14 protein-coding genes are annotated in these 17,530 nt (G+C 37.2%); 4 read left to right on the top strand and 10 right to left on the bottom strand.

Features of this window, described 5'->3' with window-relative positions; genetic code table 11:
* Nucleotides 1-5 precede the first annotated feature (5 nt).
* Nucleotides 6-221: a heavy-metal-associated domain-containing protein gene (locus ACI48O_RS10125; RefSeq protein ID WP_435561681.1), complete on the top strand. Its 216-nt coding sequence runs from the start codon at nucleotides 6-8 to the stop codon at nucleotides 219-221.
* 226 nt (nucleotides 222-447) lie between these two features.
* Here ACI48O_RS10125 and ACI48O_RS10120 read toward each other — a convergent pair whose 3' ends face one another.
* The 5 genes from ACI48O_RS10120 to ACI48O_RS10100 all read right to left on the bottom strand — a co-directional run bounded on the left by ACI48O_RS10120 (nucleotide 448) and on the right by ACI48O_RS10100 (nucleotide 6,281).
* Complete coding sequence (locus ACI48O_RS10120; protein ID WP_435561680.1) at nucleotides 448-1,983, bottom strand: APC family permease; 1,536 nt, start codon at nucleotides 1,981-1,983, stop codon at nucleotides 448-450.
* A gap of 158 nt (nucleotides 1,984-2,141) precedes the next feature.
* Nucleotides 2,142-3,605: an aldehyde dehydrogenase family protein gene (locus tag ACI48O_RS10115; protein WP_435561771.1), complete on the bottom strand. Its 1,464-nt coding sequence runs from the start codon at nucleotides 3,603-3,605 to the stop codon at nucleotides 2,142-2,144.
* Nucleotides 3,606-3,734: 129 nt separating this feature from the next.
* Nucleotides 3,735-4,709 (bottom strand): PDR/VanB family oxidoreductase, encoded by a 975-nt coding sequence (locus tag ACI48O_RS10110; protein ID WP_435561679.1) that lies wholly within the window; start codon nucleotides 4,707-4,709, stop codon nucleotides 3,735-3,737.
* Between the two features lie 48 nt (nucleotides 4,710-4,757).
* Entirely contained in the window at nucleotides 4,758-5,273 is a 516-nt protein-coding gene (locus ACI48O_RS10105) for a dimethylamine monooxygenase subunit DmmA family protein (protein ID WP_435561678.1), read from the bottom strand.
* Nucleotides 5,274-6,281 carry a heme-dependent oxidative N-demethylase family protein gene (locus tag ACI48O_RS10100; RefSeq protein WP_435561677.1) on the bottom strand — a complete coding sequence of 336 codons (1,008 nt, stop codon included), beginning with the start codon at nucleotides 6,279-6,281 and terminating at the stop codon, nucleotides 5,274-5,276. It lies immediately after the preceding gene.
* Between the two features lie 207 nt (nucleotides 6,282-6,488).
* Here ACI48O_RS10100 and ACI48O_RS10095 point away from each other — a divergent pair, with 207 nt between their 5' ends.
* Entirely contained in the window at nucleotides 6,489-8,324 is a 1,836-nt protein-coding gene (locus ACI48O_RS10095; RefSeq protein ID WP_435561770.1) for a sigma-54 interaction domain-containing protein, read from the top strand.
* A 195-nt stretch (nucleotides 8,325-8,519) separates the two neighbouring features.
* On the opposite strand, the gene ACI48O_RS10090 is transcribed toward ACI48O_RS10095, so the two are convergent.
* The 4 genes from ACI48O_RS10090 to ACI48O_RS10075 form a co-directional block, all read right to left on the bottom strand.
* A complete protein-coding gene (locus ACI48O_RS10090) occupies nucleotides 8,520-8,681 on the bottom strand; it encodes a YjcZ family sporulation protein (protein WP_435561769.1) in 162 nt (53 codons plus the stop codon).
* Between the two features lie 264 nt (nucleotides 8,682-8,945).
* A complete protein-coding gene (locus ACI48O_RS10085; protein WP_435561676.1) occupies nucleotides 8,946-9,791 on the bottom strand; it encodes a protein-glutamine gamma-glutamyltransferase in 846 nt (281 codons plus the stop codon).
* Nucleotides 9,792-10,139: 348 nt separating this feature from the next.
* The gene (locus ACI48O_RS10080) at nucleotides 10,140-10,982 is read right to left on the bottom strand and encodes a YitT family protein (protein ID WP_435561768.1); all 843 of its coding nucleotides are present in this window, start codon (nucleotides 10,980-10,982) and stop codon (nucleotides 10,140-10,142) included.
* 283 nt (nucleotides 10,983-11,265) lie between these two features.
* Nucleotides 11,266-12,150, bottom strand: coding sequence for a MurR/RpiR family transcriptional regulator (locus ACI48O_RS10075; RefSeq protein WP_435561675.1), 885 nt, complete (start codon nucleotides 12,148-12,150; stop codon nucleotides 11,266-11,268).
* A 300-nt stretch (nucleotides 12,151-12,450) separates the two neighbouring features.
* Here ACI48O_RS10075 and ACI48O_RS10070 point away from each other — a divergent pair, with 300 nt between their 5' ends.
* Nucleotides 12,451-13,833 (top strand): 6-phospho-beta-glucosidase, encoded by a 1,383-nt coding sequence (locus tag ACI48O_RS10070; protein ID WP_435561674.1) that lies wholly within the window; start codon nucleotides 12,451-12,453, stop codon nucleotides 13,831-13,833.
* A 480-nt stretch (nucleotides 13,834-14,313) separates the two neighbouring features.
* Here ACI48O_RS10070 and ACI48O_RS10065 read toward each other — a convergent pair whose 3' ends face one another.
* Nucleotides 14,314-16,080, bottom strand: a complete 1,767-nt coding sequence (locus tag ACI48O_RS10065) for a sigma 54-interacting transcriptional regulator (protein ID WP_435561673.1) — start codon at nucleotides 16,078-16,080, stop codon at nucleotides 14,314-14,316.
* 194 nt (nucleotides 16,081-16,274) lie between these two features.
* Between ACI48O_RS10065 and ACI48O_RS10060 the strand changes: the two genes are divergently transcribed.
* Nucleotides 16,275-17,438, top strand: coding sequence for an acyl-CoA dehydrogenase family protein (locus ACI48O_RS10060; protein ID WP_435561672.1), 1,164 nt, complete (start codon nucleotides 16,275-16,277; stop codon nucleotides 17,436-17,438).
* Nucleotides 17,439-17,530: the final 92 nt, after the last annotated feature.

The raw sequence follows: 17,530 nt of genomic DNA, 5'->3' as shown, positions 1-17,530 counted from the left end.
AAGAGATGAAAAAGAAAATATTCGTCGAAGGTATGAAATGTGAAAAATGCGCCGGACATGTAAATGAAGCATTAGCAGGCCTTGAGGGAGTAATAAATGTAGAGGTAAACTTAGTTGATAAAAATGCGATTATTGAAACTACACATGATTTAAGTAATGAATCTTTAAAACTTGCTGTAAATAGCGAGAAATATAGTGTTATAGGTATTGAGGAGTTATAAGTCAAAGAAAATTATGATTATGAATTGGTTGGTGTAAAGGCAATCAGTCTGTGACAGATGTATGGTGCGGTTTTTAAAAATATTACGTTAATTTTTAATGCTTTATGGATTATTATGGTTGAGAATTATGGGCAAAAGAACGGTGCTTTTCAGCACCGTTCTTTTAATATAAATTATATTTAGTGGATCCGTTAGTAAGTCACTCTAATATGAGTTAGCAACTAACCTACATTGACATGTCATTACGCTTGTTTTGATCAGATATATATGTTTTCGGTATCGCATCATTATACGGCATTTTGCTATGTCCGTAGCTACGATGAATCATCATATACAGTAAACCAGCAACAACAACTATAACTCCCGAAAGGAGTACGATATAGTTATCATACCAAGCTGCATCTGGCGTTCTTGGCCAGCACATGTTGATTATTGCGATGATTCCGTAGACAAGTGCACCAATATTGACAGGCAGCCCCCACTTGCCCAATTGATACTTACCACTTGGCTTCCATCCTTTTAGTCTGGCTCGAAGTGCAGCAAGGACCACCATTTGGAATCCAAGATAAATGCCAAGTGCAGCAAAACTGATTACTTTTGTGAGCGCATCTGTAGACACTTTTGATCCAAGCACAATAATGGCTGGAGCAATAGCTGCAAGAAGCAGCGCATAAGGCGGTATGTGACGAGCACTTGAAAACTTCTTTAATAATCGGCTTCCTACAATCATGTCATCACGTCCATAGGAATAGGCAAGTCTGCTGGCTGCCGCTTGTAAACTCATTGCACATGAAAGGAATGAAATCAACACAATCCCCAGAACAATCTTAGCGCCAACAGGACCAAACGCTTGGTTTAGTAATGTTTCAACCGGTGTTACGTCCTCACCAGCGATAACCGCTGGGATATCGGCAACTGAAAGTACTAATGCAAGGCAAACAAAAGTTGCGGCTGCACCGCCAATGTAAATTGTTCGACGCATTGCCTTTGGGATAAGAACACCTGGATTCGGTACTTCTTCAGCAACATCACCACAAGCTTCAAATCCATAATATTGAAAAATTCCAATTAATCCAGCTGCAGCAAACGCATATAAGTAACTATTACTACCTTGAGCACCAAAAGAATCAAAGAGTATTCCAAGGCCGTGATGCCGTTCTGAGATCAGCAACCAAAAACCAACTACAAGCGCACCGATGAGTTCAGCAACAAAACCAATTACTGCTGCAGCTGCGAGAACCTTTGTGCCAAGAAAATTGATGATGGTCGATAGTGCAAGAATAATTAATGCACAAAGAATCGTAGAGTTTACCGATAACTCAACACCTAAAACCTGTGCCAGATAAGGTCCAGCTCCATACGAAACACTGGCAATCGTCACAAGCAAAGCCATTAAGTAAACCCAGCCAGTCATCCACGCCCACTTGCGCCCCCATAATCTTCGTGCCCAAGGATAAACTCCTCCTGCAACAGGGTATTGCGCAACAATTTCACTGAAGACAAGTGCGACTAGTAATTGTCCGAGTCCTACGATGAAAAAACTCCAAATCATTGGTGGGCCACCTTGCGCAAGTGCGTATGCAAATAGTGTGTAAACACCGACTACAGGAGAAAGATAAGTGAACCCAAGCGAAAAGTTTGCCCACGGACTCATATCGCGGCGAAATTCAGATTCATATCCAAGTGATGCTAGATGGGCGGCATCACTATCATGATGTTCTGAAGCAGATCCGCTAATTTTTTCGTTCAGATTTTCTTGCATGATATAATCCTCCTTAATATTGTTAGCGCTTACACTGTCTAAAAAAGTACTGAAGATCAGGAAAGTAAATCAGTGTAGGTAGCAACCAGTGATATTTTAAAAAAGAGGGTGGTTCAAAGATAGATCGTTTCTTTTCATCACCCTCTATATTTCTAAAGCTATTTATCGTTTGAAAACCAGCCTGTTGGTCCTACGGCAAGATTAATGTTTATTTGTTTTACTTCTTGGAATTCATCCAATCCAAATGTTCCAAGGCTTGAACCAATACCGCTTTGTTTATACCCATGCCATGGAGCTTCGTTATAGGTTGGTCCATAAGTGTTAATCCAAGTAATACCAGCACGTACTTGTTTAATGACACGCATTGCTTTTGCACCATCTGAGGTGAAAACTCCGCCGGCAAGACCATATATTGTGTCATTTGCCAGTTTAATAGCTTCTTCTTCATCTTGGAACTTTTGGATGACGGCAACAGGTCCGAAGATTTCTTCTTTTACGATGCGCATCTCTGGAGTTACATCAATGAATACAGTTGGTTCAACAAAGAATCCTTGATCCAAACCCTTTTCGAGAATACGATTTCCACCACAAGCTAATGTTGCGCCTTCTTTTTTACCGATTTCAATATACTCTAGAATGGTATTAAGTTGTGCTTCACTTACAATTGCACCCATTTCAGAACCTTCTTCCAATCCTGGTCCTACTTTGATATTTTTGGCCCGCCTTACGAACTCTTTAACAAATTGATCATAAATGTTTTCTTCCACAATAATTCGACTTCCAGCAGAACATACTTGACCAGACCCATAGAAAATACCTAATAATGCATTATCAACTGAGGCTTCAAAATCAGCATCTGCAAAGATAATATTTGGTGACTTACCGCCAAGTTCAAGGGAGATCTTTTTCAAATTCCCCGAAGCATTGCGCATAATGCTTTTGCCGACTTCCGTGCTACCTGTGAACGAAACCATATCGACATCCTGGCTTGCGGCGATCACTTCCCCAATGACAGAACCTTTTCCCAATACCATGTTCACTACCCCTTTTGGGATACCTACTTCTTCAATAATTTCCACTAATTTCGTTGCTGTTACTGGAGTCACTTCTGCGGGCTTATACACAATCGTATTTCCGGCAGCTAATGCAGGAGCAAATTTCCAAACACTCATTAGGAATGGGAAGTTCCAAGGAACAATTAACCCAGTAACGCCAACTGGTTCACGCACAACCATTGCCTGGATTGGATCCGCAACATGATACGTTTGGCCGTCTGGAGTTCTAATCAGACCTGCATAATAGCGAAAACAAGAAGCAGCATCAGAAATATCGATATCAGCCTCTGCCTTAATTTTTCCATTATCTTTTACTTCAAGTTGCACCAGTTCATCGTGTTTTTCATCTATTTTGTCAGCAATTTTTAAAAGGTAATCTGCACGCTCCTGTGCACTTAGCTTGGACCAAACACCACTCTCAAAAGCTTCTTTTGCAGCTTTAATGGCTTCTTCCGTTTCTTCAATAGTTGCTCTCGGAGCTATGGCAATCAATTGACCATTTGCCGGATTAATAACCTTATTCGTATCCGGGTTGCTGGAAAGTCTCCATTCACCATTAATATACATCTTTAATTCCAATACTCGAGTGGTTGTTGTCATTACATTACCTCCTATTATTATGATGATTCTATTATTACCTGCGCCTTCCGCTTCAGCGGAAGAGCAGAGTTTATCAATCTATTACATTGCAAAAGATTATAAGTCTAGAACGAGCACTTTTTCAGCTTCTTTTGCTCTTGAGCAACAAGTCATCATAACGTTTTTCGTCCTTCTTTCTTCCTCTTTGTAAAAGTGGTCCCGGTGATCAACTTCTCCTTTAACTACCTGTACCTCGCACGTTCCGCATCCGCCAACTTTACAAGAATAAGCAGCGTCTACTCCAGCTTTTAATAGCGCCTCTAATAAAGTTTCTTTTTCAGAAACTTCCACGATTCTTTTGCTGTTGGCCAATTTTACAACAAAAGGATCTTTTGGTCCTTCATTAGTCGCTGAAAATAATTCAAAATGAATCGAATGGCTTGGGTAACCGAAGTGTTCGGCAGCTTCCCTAAATTCCTTCACCATTGAAACGGGTCCACAAAAATACACATGTGAGCCAATCCGATGTTCAGCCATTGTTGCAGGGGTCATTTTAGTAGGATTTTCCGTTCTTGAGAAATAGAAATGACACTTTCCAGGATATGTTGCATTTAAATAATCATAGAACGCACAATCTTCTTTCGTTCTTGCAGCATAATGTAATTCAAATGATTTACCTTCAGCCGATAAATCTTTCATCATGGTCATAAATGGGGTAATCCCGATTCCAGCTGCATAAAATACGTGGTGTTTCGCAGCTTTGAAAGCAAGTGGGAAATGATTTCTAGGCCAACTGATTTCTAAACGATCGCCCACTTTGATTTCATCATGCCAATAAACTGATCCACCTCTTGATCGTTCATCCTTACGAATGGCAATCGTATACTGAGTTAGCTCAGTTGGATGACTAACAAGTGAGTAATTTCTTTCTATAATCTCGTCGCCGTTTTTTACATATGTTGTAATATGAGAACCACCGGTAAATGCGGGCAGTAAATCTTGATCAACCGGATATAAGTGGAAACGCTTGATAGATTTTGTTTCCTGCTCTATTTTTCCTACGCAAACTTTTATATTTCCGAATTTTGCCACGTAAACAATCACTCCCAACGTTATGGCTTCAATTTTATTGATTAACTTTTACGATGTTACGAAAGCAGGATTGTAAGGATATCCAATATATCCTTTTCGCTCTCTTGAGAAGAAAGGACCAATTTCTAAGCTGATTTGACAATGAAAACAGATTATATCTGTATCTTCTGACGCTGCTTCTTGGAGATGATAACATTTGATGCAATAAACATAACGCCTCTTCTGGCCTGATATAAGTGTTTGAATTTCATCTTCAGAAAAACCAGCCTCAATGGCCGCTGTGAAAATAGTTACCGCATCATCCCATTTAGCTGAAATATAAAGCTGTGTTCCCATTTTTTGAAGTTCAAAAACTTGGCTAATATTTATTAATGGTAATTCATCATTTATTTCAATTAGTTCATATTCTTTTTGACTATCAATTTCATCAATAAATTGTTGGATTGTGACTGCTTCTTTTGGTTCAGCGGAAATAATAAGTAATTTCTTTCTATCATTTCTAACTGTAAACTTTTCAACAATAGATTCTGATTGAACGTATAATACTGGGCTGTTGTATACCATTTAATTACCTCCAATCATTGAACCCTCAGTCTGTAATCTAACTTTTTCAATTAAATTCTTCAAATACTCTACTGTAGGTTCAATAAATGGGGTAAATCCTTTATAGTCGGCCATTGGCTTAGGAATATCCGATAGAATCGAGTATGTTTGCTCCAACCATTCGGGCCTTAATGCTAAATCTTCCATTGGCAGAAATTGAGTATTTAATACGAACAAAATCGCATTACTTCTTGGCATCCGATAGAAAAATTGTTCTTCTACACGAAGTCTTACTAGCTGACCAGCATTTTCGGAATTGACTAAAAAGCGTGTCGGTCCCCAAGTATCAAATGTTTCGTAGTTTACATCCCAACGGTTTGCCATTAGATTCCAATTAATTCTAGTCCAAGGTTCACCTGGTAAAACATTACGCAGTAAAAAATTACGAACTCTTTCAGCCAGAGGTACACCTGTGCGTGACACAAACGGAACGGGTGCGTGAATTTCGTCAAATGTCATGCCTTTATTCCAGTGAGGAGAGAATAAAGCTGCATAAGATTCTTGAGCAACTTCCAGATAAAGATTGTCATCTCTTTGAACCATTAATACAAAGTCAGTGGTGAAATGACGGCCGATTAAATCTAGCGGCTCAAGCTCGATGCTCGATGCATCGCCAAATATGAAGGATTCGATTTCATTTAAGATAAAATTACTAAAAATCCAATGATTACCGTTCTTTTCTACCTGGAAGTGCTCCGGGTAGCGTTCAACCGCCAAATCAATAAGCATTTCTGCCACTTCCCATTGCATTTCCATTGTATGTGGATAGGATTGGAACCTTACTTCTGGCTGTTCCTTCAATAATTGCCTTTTTCTTTTTATTTGTTTTTCATATTCGGGTGTTATTACGACACAATTCTGTTTATCTGTTGCCAGTTTTCTTAAGTCATTGGAATAGCGATAGTTTGAACCTTCTTTAACCGTATGAAAAGGATAAGGAAACAGATCTAGATTAGTAGATTTATACATGAGTATTCCTCCTTTAATTTTTTACCTTTGTTAAATACAGAAGCAATTTTTGTGCCAAAATAAAAAGCTTACAAAAATAGCCTCAATTCAATTGTTGTGAGGATTGTTAAATTCAAAATTGAAATCTTTATTCAAATATGAAATAATTTATTTTGAATAATCAAAAAATTAAAATTCTATTTTAGGAGGGTTAAATGTGTGGTGTCCATGATTGTGTCGAATGATCGACTGCTTCAAGTTTATCAATCTAGTTTTCTATCTATTTACGATGAAATGATTGTAACGAATATAAAAGGAACTATTTTATTTCAAAGTGGAAAACTGAAAAATTTTTGGTCAACAAACACTACCTCCATTATCGGAAGAACATTTACTGAATTAGAGGAAATTTCATTCTTTGGTGATCCCATTTTCCAATTATTAAATAGAGAAGTAGACTCTCTTCAATTAAAGGCTTGGAATAGCAGTACGGTTCTCATAACTGTGTTCCAATCAAATGGTAATGGTGAAGATTTAATGTTATGGGGATTAAAAAGTATTTCCGATATTTTAATAGATTCAACAGAAATAAAAGATGGCACAGATACAAAACACACTCCTTCAATGATCGTCCATAGTCAAAAAATGAAAGAAGTACTTAACACAATAGATATGGTTTCAAAAGTTTCAACAACCGTTCTTTTATTAGGGGAATCTGGTGTAGGAAAAGAAATGATTGCGAAAACCATTCATCAATTAGGAAATAGAAGGTCTAAACCTTTTATTGCCGTAAACTGTGGGGCAATACCGGAAAATTTATTAGAAAGTGAATTATTCGGTTATGTTGGCGGGGCATTTAGTGGTGCAAACAAAAATGGGGCTCCCGGAAAATTTGAACTGGCAAATGAAGGGATTATGTTCCTCGATGAAATTGCAGAAATGCCAATGAACTTGCAAGTAAAGTTACTTCGAATTTTACAGGAAAAAGAAGTAACCCCCTTAGGAAGTTCAAAACCGATTCATATTGACGTCCAAATTATCGCTGCAACGAATCAATCATTAGAAAAAATGGTAAGAGAGGGACGATTCAGAGAAGACTTATATTATCGTTTAAATGTAGTACCAATTGAAATCCCTTCTTTAAGGGAACGAACAGAAGAGATCCCTTACTTAATCTATCATTTCGTAGGCAAGTATAATGCGTTATATCATAGAGGTGTCCATATTTTCCCAGATGCTATTGATTTATTATGTATTTACGATTGGCCGGGAAATGTTCGTCAATTAGAGAATACAATTGAACGAATCGTTGTGACGAGTAAAGAATTAAACGTGGACTCAAGCCTAGTTTACAAATACATTCCGAAAAAGGCAGCTTTAAAGGAACCTCCAATTATTCATCACATTATGCCGCTGCAAGAAGCAGTTGATATGATTGAAGAGCAATTGATTAAAATGGCCATAGATAAATATAAATCTGTTAAACTTGCAGCAAAAGTACTGGATATCAGTCAACCGACCATGAGTAGAAAATATAAAAAAATCCGTGAGAAAATGCAACACAAAACTCTCTCTCCATCAAGTAAAAGAAAAATACTGGAAGAGCATCTAAATAAACAATTACGATCTATGGCGATTGTAACATCTGCTGTCATTCTGCCGGAAGAAATCTCTGAATTAGTGAATCAGAGTGTGTCACCATCTAATCATACTTATAAAAAAGTTCAGAAAAAACTAACGAAAATACGTGAACAAGAAGGAATCATTGAGTGGGTCTATATTTTTAAAACTTTCGATAATAAAATGCTGACGATTGTAGCCTCTGAAGATTTCGTCATTCCAGCTGGACATTTATATGAAGGTCCGCCAGAAATGATGGAAGTAGCATTTGAGGCGATGGATGGGAAAGCAGGAGTAACTCCATTATATGAAGATATTTATGGAGAATGGAAAACAAGCTTTGCTCCCTTAATGGATCATAACGGAAACGTTTTGGCCATTATTGGGTTTGATCATACCCGATCTTATATCGAAAAAGAGTTAAAGAAAATAGAGAATATGTAAAAATAAACAAGGAGATCAAAACTTCAAATGGAACATCAATCTCCGGATAGGTGATTGAAAAAGCTTCCTATCAAGATAAGAAGTATTATTAAGTTTATTGTCATACAATTAATTAATGTGCCTGGCATCACCCGAATAGCGTCGAGTGTTTCTCGACAAAATTCGGGTGGTGCCAGGCACTAAAAGTTCCTGAAGTTAACCTTTATAAAAGGTATAACCACATGCACCTACAATGATTAATAAGATAAACAACACAACAATTAAGATAAAGTCATTACAACGATTAGGAGGACAGCAATAAGCATAAGCACTAGTTGGATAGCAATAATCAATAGCAGGTGCTGTGTAGGTTGGCATAGGGGCAACATTCGGCATAGGAGCAACATTTGGCATAGGAGGAACATTTGCCATAGGTGGAACATTTGGACCAAGAGTCGGAGGTGCGTTTACGTTAGAATACATTTTCATTTTCCCTTCGAGTTAGAATATCTTTCACTATAGAATACTCTTAAATGGGAAAATGGAGCCGGTCTAACATAAAATGGGTTAATGTCATGGTATAGGACATGGACTTTAAATAAAACAGAATTTAACTAATTGTAATATAGAATTTTTTATCTTTTAATTTTTTAGTAATTCATTAAGATAATAAAGATATTGTATATATGATATGGAACTTTCGTTATGGTGCACGATCGGATATTGTATTTTGTTAGCTCGGAAACTTCCATCTAGATTAGCCAATCTGGCTAAATGGTTAAAAGAAGGCCTTGTCACTAAATTCGTTAAATAAGCTGATTGATCACTGCCTGTTTTTCTCTTTGTATTAAGAAGTTGAATCATTTGATCAGCCGTTCTTATTGAAAATCCATGTCCAAAATACTTGCCATCATCGAGAAGAACAGCACTAAGTCCTCTAAACCATGGTGTTCTTGGGTAAAAATCGGGATTATTAAAGTAAACAGTATCACCAGGTATAAAATGATTTGAATAAAAGGTGTATATGCGAAGATCGGGATCAGTATGCCAGCTAAATAGATAAAGATTTTGAAACAGAGAATTAAATATCTGGGTACCAATACTATATAAAGCGGTATGGTAAAAGATAATAATTGAGGCGGTTGCACATTCAAAGGCATATAGTGAACCGTTCCGGTAAATGTCTAGAATCGCATCAGAAGGTCTTACACCAGGTTTTAATAGAAATCCACCTGCCGCTGTTAGTTGCCAATATTTTGGATTACATCGTGCATTTTTAAAGCTTCTAAACAGAGCTTTACTTTGATCCATCTCTCTTGCACTTTTTATGATGTTTTTCCGTACTTTCAGTTCAAACCATAATTCACCGATGGAACGATAAGAATAGGTAACAGGTGCTTTTTGCATCGTTTGAATGATTGTTTTTTCCACATCCCCAAGCTTCCACTTCTCATCTAGATGAAACGGAACCCCCGCAATTTGTATCATACAAACCTCCATTCCAACCTAATTTTTTATCCGTATTCATTCCAATTGTATTTGTATTTGGCTCTCATCATTTTTTAAAAAAGTTATGATATCAATAGCTATGGACCTAGGCTTCATCATTGACTTCTCAATTTATACTATGCGATTGGAGTATGATTATTAATATTTCATATTTGGTGGGAACATGTCGATGTCTGAGATAACATACAAATAAATTTTAGATTTTTTGCCCCTAATAATTAAACCTACAGTCTTCTTGTTTCGGATAATGGGCAAATATCATCAAAACTGGCACCCCTCGAAAAATTTTTATTTCAAAAGAAAGCAGAGGGTTAGTTTTTTCTGTTTTCACCACACCTGATGAAAACGTCCAATTACACTTTGAGTTGATATGACAGTGATAAAGGACTGGGGATCTTTGCTTTTTACTATTTTTTTCAGACTTGGCAATTCCCCTCTTACTGTTACACATAGTAATACTGTTTTATCTGCATGGGTGTAGCCACCGTTTGCATGCCACATTGTCGTTCCACGATGTAAATTCTGATTGATTTCTTGGTTAACGTCCTCGCCTTTATTGGTGATGATTAAGACTGACACTCGATTAACATTATTTAGGACCACTTCATACATTTTCATTGAAATAAACATAGAGATGATTGTATATAAAGCAATTTCGCTATTAAAAACAAAACCGGAAGCAATTACAATGCTTGCATTTATAGCCATATTTGCCTTTCCAACTGATACATTTGAGTATTTGGCAATAATTCTGGAGAGGATGTCAAGTCCGCCTTGAGAACCACCTCTTCTTAAAACAATGCCACATCCGATTCCGTTGAGTGTTCCTCCGAAAATAGCAGCCAGTAAAATGTTATCCGTCCATAAAAGTCGAACCGGAATGATGGATAAAAAAGTAGATAATAACATAATGGAGAGTATCGTATAAATACTAAATTTTCTTCCTAAATATTTATAGCCTAATATCATCAAAGGGATATTCAGAATAAAATAGAAAAGCCCAACGCTAATTGGAAAAAAGTGATGGATAAATTGGGAAATTCCTGTTAAACCGCCTGCTAAAAGTCCTGATGGTCTGGTCAACATATTAAGGGCTACAGCGGAAATTGCTGTCCCAACGATAATCATAAGCAAATCTAAAACAATAGATATATTTTTTCTCTCAGTCATTGACAATGTATCGTCCCTCTTGAAAAATAATGCATAAAAAAAATGCATTATTTATGATGTGATTTTTAAATGTTTTTCATATCTTGTCTCATAAGTAACAATAAAATACAACTCTATTTAAACTTGAAACGCTAGAAGCTGGGGACGGTTTTTTGCTTCATTTTTTGAATTGAAATAATAAAAAAGGGTTTCTAATAGATGTTTTTTGTAAACACCAGTAAACACGGGTGAAATCCCCGTGTTTCTTCTGTTTTTTCGAATCGTTTTTCAGGCATACCATTATTTAATCGTTATCCTGTATCGTTTCTTGCATAACTTCGTTGGAACTTTTTCTGTGATCGAAATATTTGGAAATGTTGGTTTTAAATTCGAGGTTCTTTTTATAGTCTTTTGAAAAAACACCAGCATAAAGAACATCTAATAGAAAACAGATAGAATCATTCGTAGTAAAACTGCCTATTTTAGAATACAATTTTTCCCGAGTGGTAATTCGTAAAATGCAATCGGCGTATTTTGTCAGCGTATTTTCCCCAATACTTGTTAAAGCAATGATAGGTATTTTCTTTCGCTTCAAAAAAGGTAACAGACCAATAATATACTCATTTTCCCCACTATAAGAAATTACAATGGCACAAGTTTCACTATTAGAATTTACCGCTTCGAATTGAGGATCAACTGTACATAGACTGACATGTTTTCCGATGCGGTTCATCTTTGTTTTAAAATCATAGCAAATCAACAAATTATGATTCATGGAAAATACTTTAATATGTCCTGCTGTATCCAACATATTCGTCGCTCTTTGCAAATCATCATAATTTATGAGAGACAAAGTATCACTGATAGTGGTTTGATTCAATAGTGCCATTTTATTGGCAACGGTCATGACACTATCATGTTCGTCAAAAGGATAATTAGCGTCAATAGACGAAAAATGACTATTTAGATAGTAAATTTCATCAAGAAAACTATTTTTTAATTCAATCCAACCACTATATCCTAATTTTTTAGCGATTCTTATTAAGGTGGATGGGTGAGTGTAAGTCTCCTTAGAAATTTGTTTAGTTGTTTTATCTTTAATATTCTCTCTCTGTTTAAATAAATAATCGATTATGTCCCTTTCCGATGAAGAAAAAATATCCTCTTTCATTTTCTCTGTAAGTAACATCTGTAATCACCTCAAATATTATCTTCGTTTGTAAATCGTATTTACAAATTTGAATTGTTTTTGTAAATGAAAATGTAAATGAATAATGAGTTTTCCTCTAATATATTGATTATATTCTACCTTGTTTTTATACTACAAGTAAGAAGGACGGAAGTTAAAATCTAATCTTTATTACTTTCCCTCATTCTTAAATTAATTTACGATTTTATAAATTGTTTTGTAAATATTTTTTCGAAAAGAGAAACACTCCCTTTATAGTACGATAAAAAATAGGTAAAGAATTAGAGGAGGAAATCTACAATGTCAAAAGGCGTAAAAATTGTAACCATTGGTGGAGGCAGCAGCTACACTCCTGAGTTAATGGAAGGTTTTATTAAAAGATATGATGAATTGCCAATTAGAGAAATGTGGCTTGTTGATATTGAAGCTGGGAAAGAAAAGCTTGAAATTGTTGGTGAGATGGCCCAAAGAATGTGGGATGCTTCTCCATATGATGTAAAAGTCCATTTAACACTAGATCGCCGTGAAGCGTTGAAAGATGCTGACTTTGTAACGACACAATTTAGAGTGGGACTACTAGATGCTAGAATTAAAGATGAAAGAATTCCTTTATCATATGGAATGGTAGGACAAGAAACAAATGGGGCAGGTGGTATTTTCAAAGCCTTCAGAACGATTCCAGTAATTTTAGGCATCTTAGAGGATATGAAAGAATTATGCCCAAATGCTTGGCTTATCAACTTCACGAACCCGAGCGGAATGGTTACAGACGCAGTCGTTCGCTATGGTAAATGGGAAAAGGTTATTGGCTTGTGCAATGTTCCAGTTAATGCAATGGTAGCTGAACCGGAATTAATCGGGAAAAACATTGATGAGTTAATCTATTCTTTTGCCGGCTTAAATCATTTTCACTGGCACCGAGTCCAAGATTTACAAGGAAATGATATCACTTCTGAAATCATTGACAAATTATATGATGGAGATTCTGGTATCCCTACAAATATTCATGATATGCCATTTTTTAAAGAGCAATTGAAACAAATGAACGTAATCCCTTGCGGATATCATCGTTACTATTACCGTTATGACGAAATGTTAGACCATTTAATCGAAGAGTACAATGATCCGAATGTGGGAACAAGAGCACAACAAGTTAAACAGACAGAAACGGAACTTTTTGAATTATATAAAGATCCTAACTTAAATTATAAACCTGAACAATTGTCTAAACGTGGCGGCGCTCATTATTCGGATGCTGCATGTGAAACCATCGCATCTATTTATGCAAATAAAAATACACACATCGTTGTATCAACAAAGAATAACGGAGCTGTTCCGGATTTGGCTCCAGACGATGTAGTGGAAGTTTCTGCTTATATTGGTTCTGCAGGTGCAAGACCGATTGCGTTTGGTTCGCTTCAACCGGCAGAAAGAGGCTGGCTGCAAGTCATGAAGAATATGGAATTATGTGTAGAGGAAGCAGCGGTAACCGGTGATTATGGATTAGCTTTACAAGCCTTTATCATAAACCCATTAATCCCAAGCGGAGAAAAAGCAAAACGTGTATTAGATGAACTATTAATTGCACATAAACAATATCTGCCACAATTTGCTGAAAAAATTGCAGAATTAGAAGCAGCGAGCGTTACGGTAAAAGACGAAGTAGCTAGAGATTTAGATTAAAACCTAGTGTTTTGTAGGACAATTTGTATATTAAAATGTGGGGGTACAATAGCCAGTGTACCGCAGAAAAATACACTACAATTTTACTTGCAAATTGGTATTCAGAAAGATTAAGGCTAGTCTCCGTTCTTAGTTAGGCTTGACTGGAATGGAAAATAAACGGATAAATTCCGGCTAAATTGGGAAATACCTATATTTCCTTAAAAATAAGGGAAGTTTTTCCGCTTATATGGTCCAAATCTTTGATTTTTGTCCTATTTAAAGCAGTTAACCGGAAATTTTCCGCTTATATCCACTTCTTTAGCCTACTCTATATACATTAGGCGGAAATTTTCCGCTTATGAATTCTCATACCTACTGTCTAGAAAGAAGTGTAATAAGAAAGCCCAAAGCCTTATTTATGATTGGCTTTGGGCATTTTCATATTATCATACACATTAATATTCAAGCATAATGACGATTATTGTTCCCAAAATAGAATCATAGCTGATATTTCTTCATTTTCGCATAAAGCCATGGTCGACTAATACCAAGTAATTGACTGGCCTTCGTTTTGTTGCCTTTAGCTTCAGCTAGGGCAGAGATAATCATTTCTTTTTCATTAGAATATAATCTTTCTTTATAAGATTGTGCTCTGGGTTCAGCTAGAGGTGAAGGTGCTTCGGGTGTTAAGTTGTTGTCTTCGGTACAGCTAGTGAAATTTGGAATGTCGAAAGCCTCAATGTAGTCTCCTGTTTTTAAATTTGCTGCTCGTTCGAGAACGTTTTGTAATTCCCGGACGTTTCCTGGCCATAAATGCCTCATCAGCTTTGTGAACGCAGAGTGGGTTACTCCTCTTATATAGAAACCGTTCTGATTCAGGCGGTCAATGATGGCTTGAATAATTTCAGGCAGATCCTCTATCCGCTTCCGCAACGGGGGAATATTCAAACGAATAATATTCAAACGGTAGTAAAGGTCCTCGCGAAATTTGCCTTCCTTCACCATTTGTTCGATGTTTTGGTTCGTCGCAGCAATGATTTTAGAGTTTAGATGAATCGTTTTGGCACTTCCAATTGGCTGAAATTCTCGTTCCTGTAGTACTCGTAGGAGTTTGACTTGAAGCTGAAGCGGCATTTCGCCAATTTCATCGAGAAAAATCGTTCCATTTTGGGCGAGCTCAAACTTCCCCTTCATTCCACCCTTTTTTGCCCCAGTAAAAGCCCCTTCACTATAGCCGAAAAACTCCGATTCTAGCAATTCAGCCGGGATGGCAGCGCAATTGACTTGAATGAACGGCCCTAATTGCCCGGAAGCGGCATGAATCCCTTGGGCGAACAGCTCTTTTCCGGTTCCGCTTTCGCCAACAATTAACACGGTGGACATACTTCGTGATGCTAAGGTCGCTTCTTGTTTTATTTTTCGAATCGCCTCCGATTCACCGGCGATATCAAAGAGTGTATATTTCGTTCCCTTCATCTCGTTAAATTGATGCTGATAATCGGATAACTGTTTTTCAAGCTTTTTTACTTTGTTCAATGCCTCATGGAGGTGGGTGAGGCCGCGGTACGTAACCTTGCAGATTGCGCCAATTGTCTCCTCGTTTTCCTTTATAGGAAAAATAGAAATGAGTGATTGCTGGCCTTTGATAAGCTGAGGAGTATTTCGAATGCTCACGCCACTTTTGACAACCTGTTCAATACCGAGATATGGAAATAGTTTCTTACAAGATTTATTTAAGATTTCATCGCTTGTCAAGTCAAATAGGTCGGTAAAGCCTCTATTAACCATCGTGATTTCAGCTTTGTTGTTTACAAGAATAATGGCATCATAGGCCAACTCAATCACGGAGCGAAGCTTTTGTTCCCAAGCTTTAGTAGATTCTAACCTGCGTAAGTAAATATTGTAGGCGCTCAGTAATTGTTGAGTAGAAATCAAGCCGACCGGATTCATATCGTTATCAACAACCGGGGCATGTCCAATATTATGTTTTAATAACAAGCGTCGCGTTTCAACAATTTCATCATCTGGAAAAATATAGATAGAATTCGGGTTAAAGTATGTTTCGATTGTTGTGTCAAAGGAAGGCTGTGTAGTTAATATGTTAAAGATTTTATTTTTGGTGATAATCCCAATTAATTTATTCGCATCATCTACAACAGGAAGGATATTTGAAGTTGTCTGTGTAAACATCGGAAGCACATCGCGTAATGTTTGATTTTTTGTACAGCATTTAAATGTTGTTGTCATCGCTTCAGAAACGAGCAAATCTATTCACTTCCTTTTAAATATATTGGGGTAAAGAAAGTTTGTAAGCGTTAACATTTGAATGTATACTTTTCTGACAATTTACAATATTTTGTAAACTAATCTTAACATATTTTCATGTAAACTGCTTTATTTTATAGATGGCACGGGATTTGCATTGTATATATGCAAAGGAACAAAAAGGGGGAACGACATTGAATTATAGTCTACTAGCGATTGAAGAAGAGATTACATTGTTTAAAAAAACGATTGAAGCATTCGCCAAAAAGGAAATCGAACCCTATTACTCAAAATGGGAAAAGGATGGAATCCTTCCAAAATGGCTGTGGAAAAAGCTTGGTGATGCCGGTTTCCTTTGTGTTGATATTCCCGAGCAATATGGCGGACTGGGAGCTGCATTACCATTTTCAGCCTGTGTTGTCGATGTGTTCTGCAGGCTTGGATTTAATTCTGTTGCCACAAATATCTCTGTTCATTCTAATATTGTTGCGCATTATATTCTCAACTCTGGGAACGAGGCCCACAAGCAGCGATATTTACCGAAAATGGCTTCGGGAGAATGGGTGGGTGCCATTGCGATGACCGAGCCGGGTGCAGGTAGTGACTTGCAGGGAATCAAAACGACGGCAATCAAAAATCCAGCAACCGGTGAGTATGTGATCAATGGCTCTAAGACTTTTATTACCAATGGCCAACACTTGGACTTCGCGGTTGTGGCAGCAAGGACAAATTTAGATGTTCCGGCCCCGAAAGGAACATCGTTGTTTATCGTGGAAGCTGGAAGTGACGGGTTCATTAAGGGGAAAAATTTGAATAAAATCGGGCTCCATTCAGCTGATACGTCAGAGTTATTTTTCGATAGTGTGGTCGTTCCAGCAAGCCAAATCCTTGGCAAAGTTGATTGCGGGTTTATCACGTTAATGAAGGAGTTACCTAGGGAACGGACGATTCTCGCAGTAGGTGCGTGTGGTGCAATGGAAGGTGCATTAGAAATTACAATCAACTATTTGCAGGAGCGAACAGCTTTCGGTAAATCACTGCACCAGTTCCAGGTTATTCGTCATAAAATTGCCGAAATGGTTACCGAAGCAAAGGTTAACCGTGCTTTTACGAATCATTGCATGGTGTTATTGGCGGATAATCGTTTGAGTGCAGCCGATGCGAGTGTGGCGAAATTGTCGACTACTGAAGCGCAAGGTCGGGTAGTTGATGGCTGCCTACAGTTGTTTGGCGGTTACGGTTATATGGAAGAGTACCCCATTTCTCGATTTTATACAGATGCAAGAGTGCAGCGAATCTATGGGGGGACATCCGAGATAATGAAAGAAATCATCAGCAAGGATGTACTAGGTAAGTAGATTTATAGTGATAGTTTCTGGAAAAGCTTCATAGAGTTAATATTGTGCGAAAAAATTGCTTAGTGATGGTATGAGGAGATTCATTCAATAGA

It is taken from the genome of Neobacillus terrisolis (assembly GCF_051233475.1).
GTDB lineage: Bacteria > Bacillota > Bacilli > Bacillales > Cytobacillaceae > Bacillus_BU.
The sequence above is the reverse complement of the archived record's forward strand: the minus strand, read 5'-3'. Positions and strand labels throughout refer to the sequence as shown.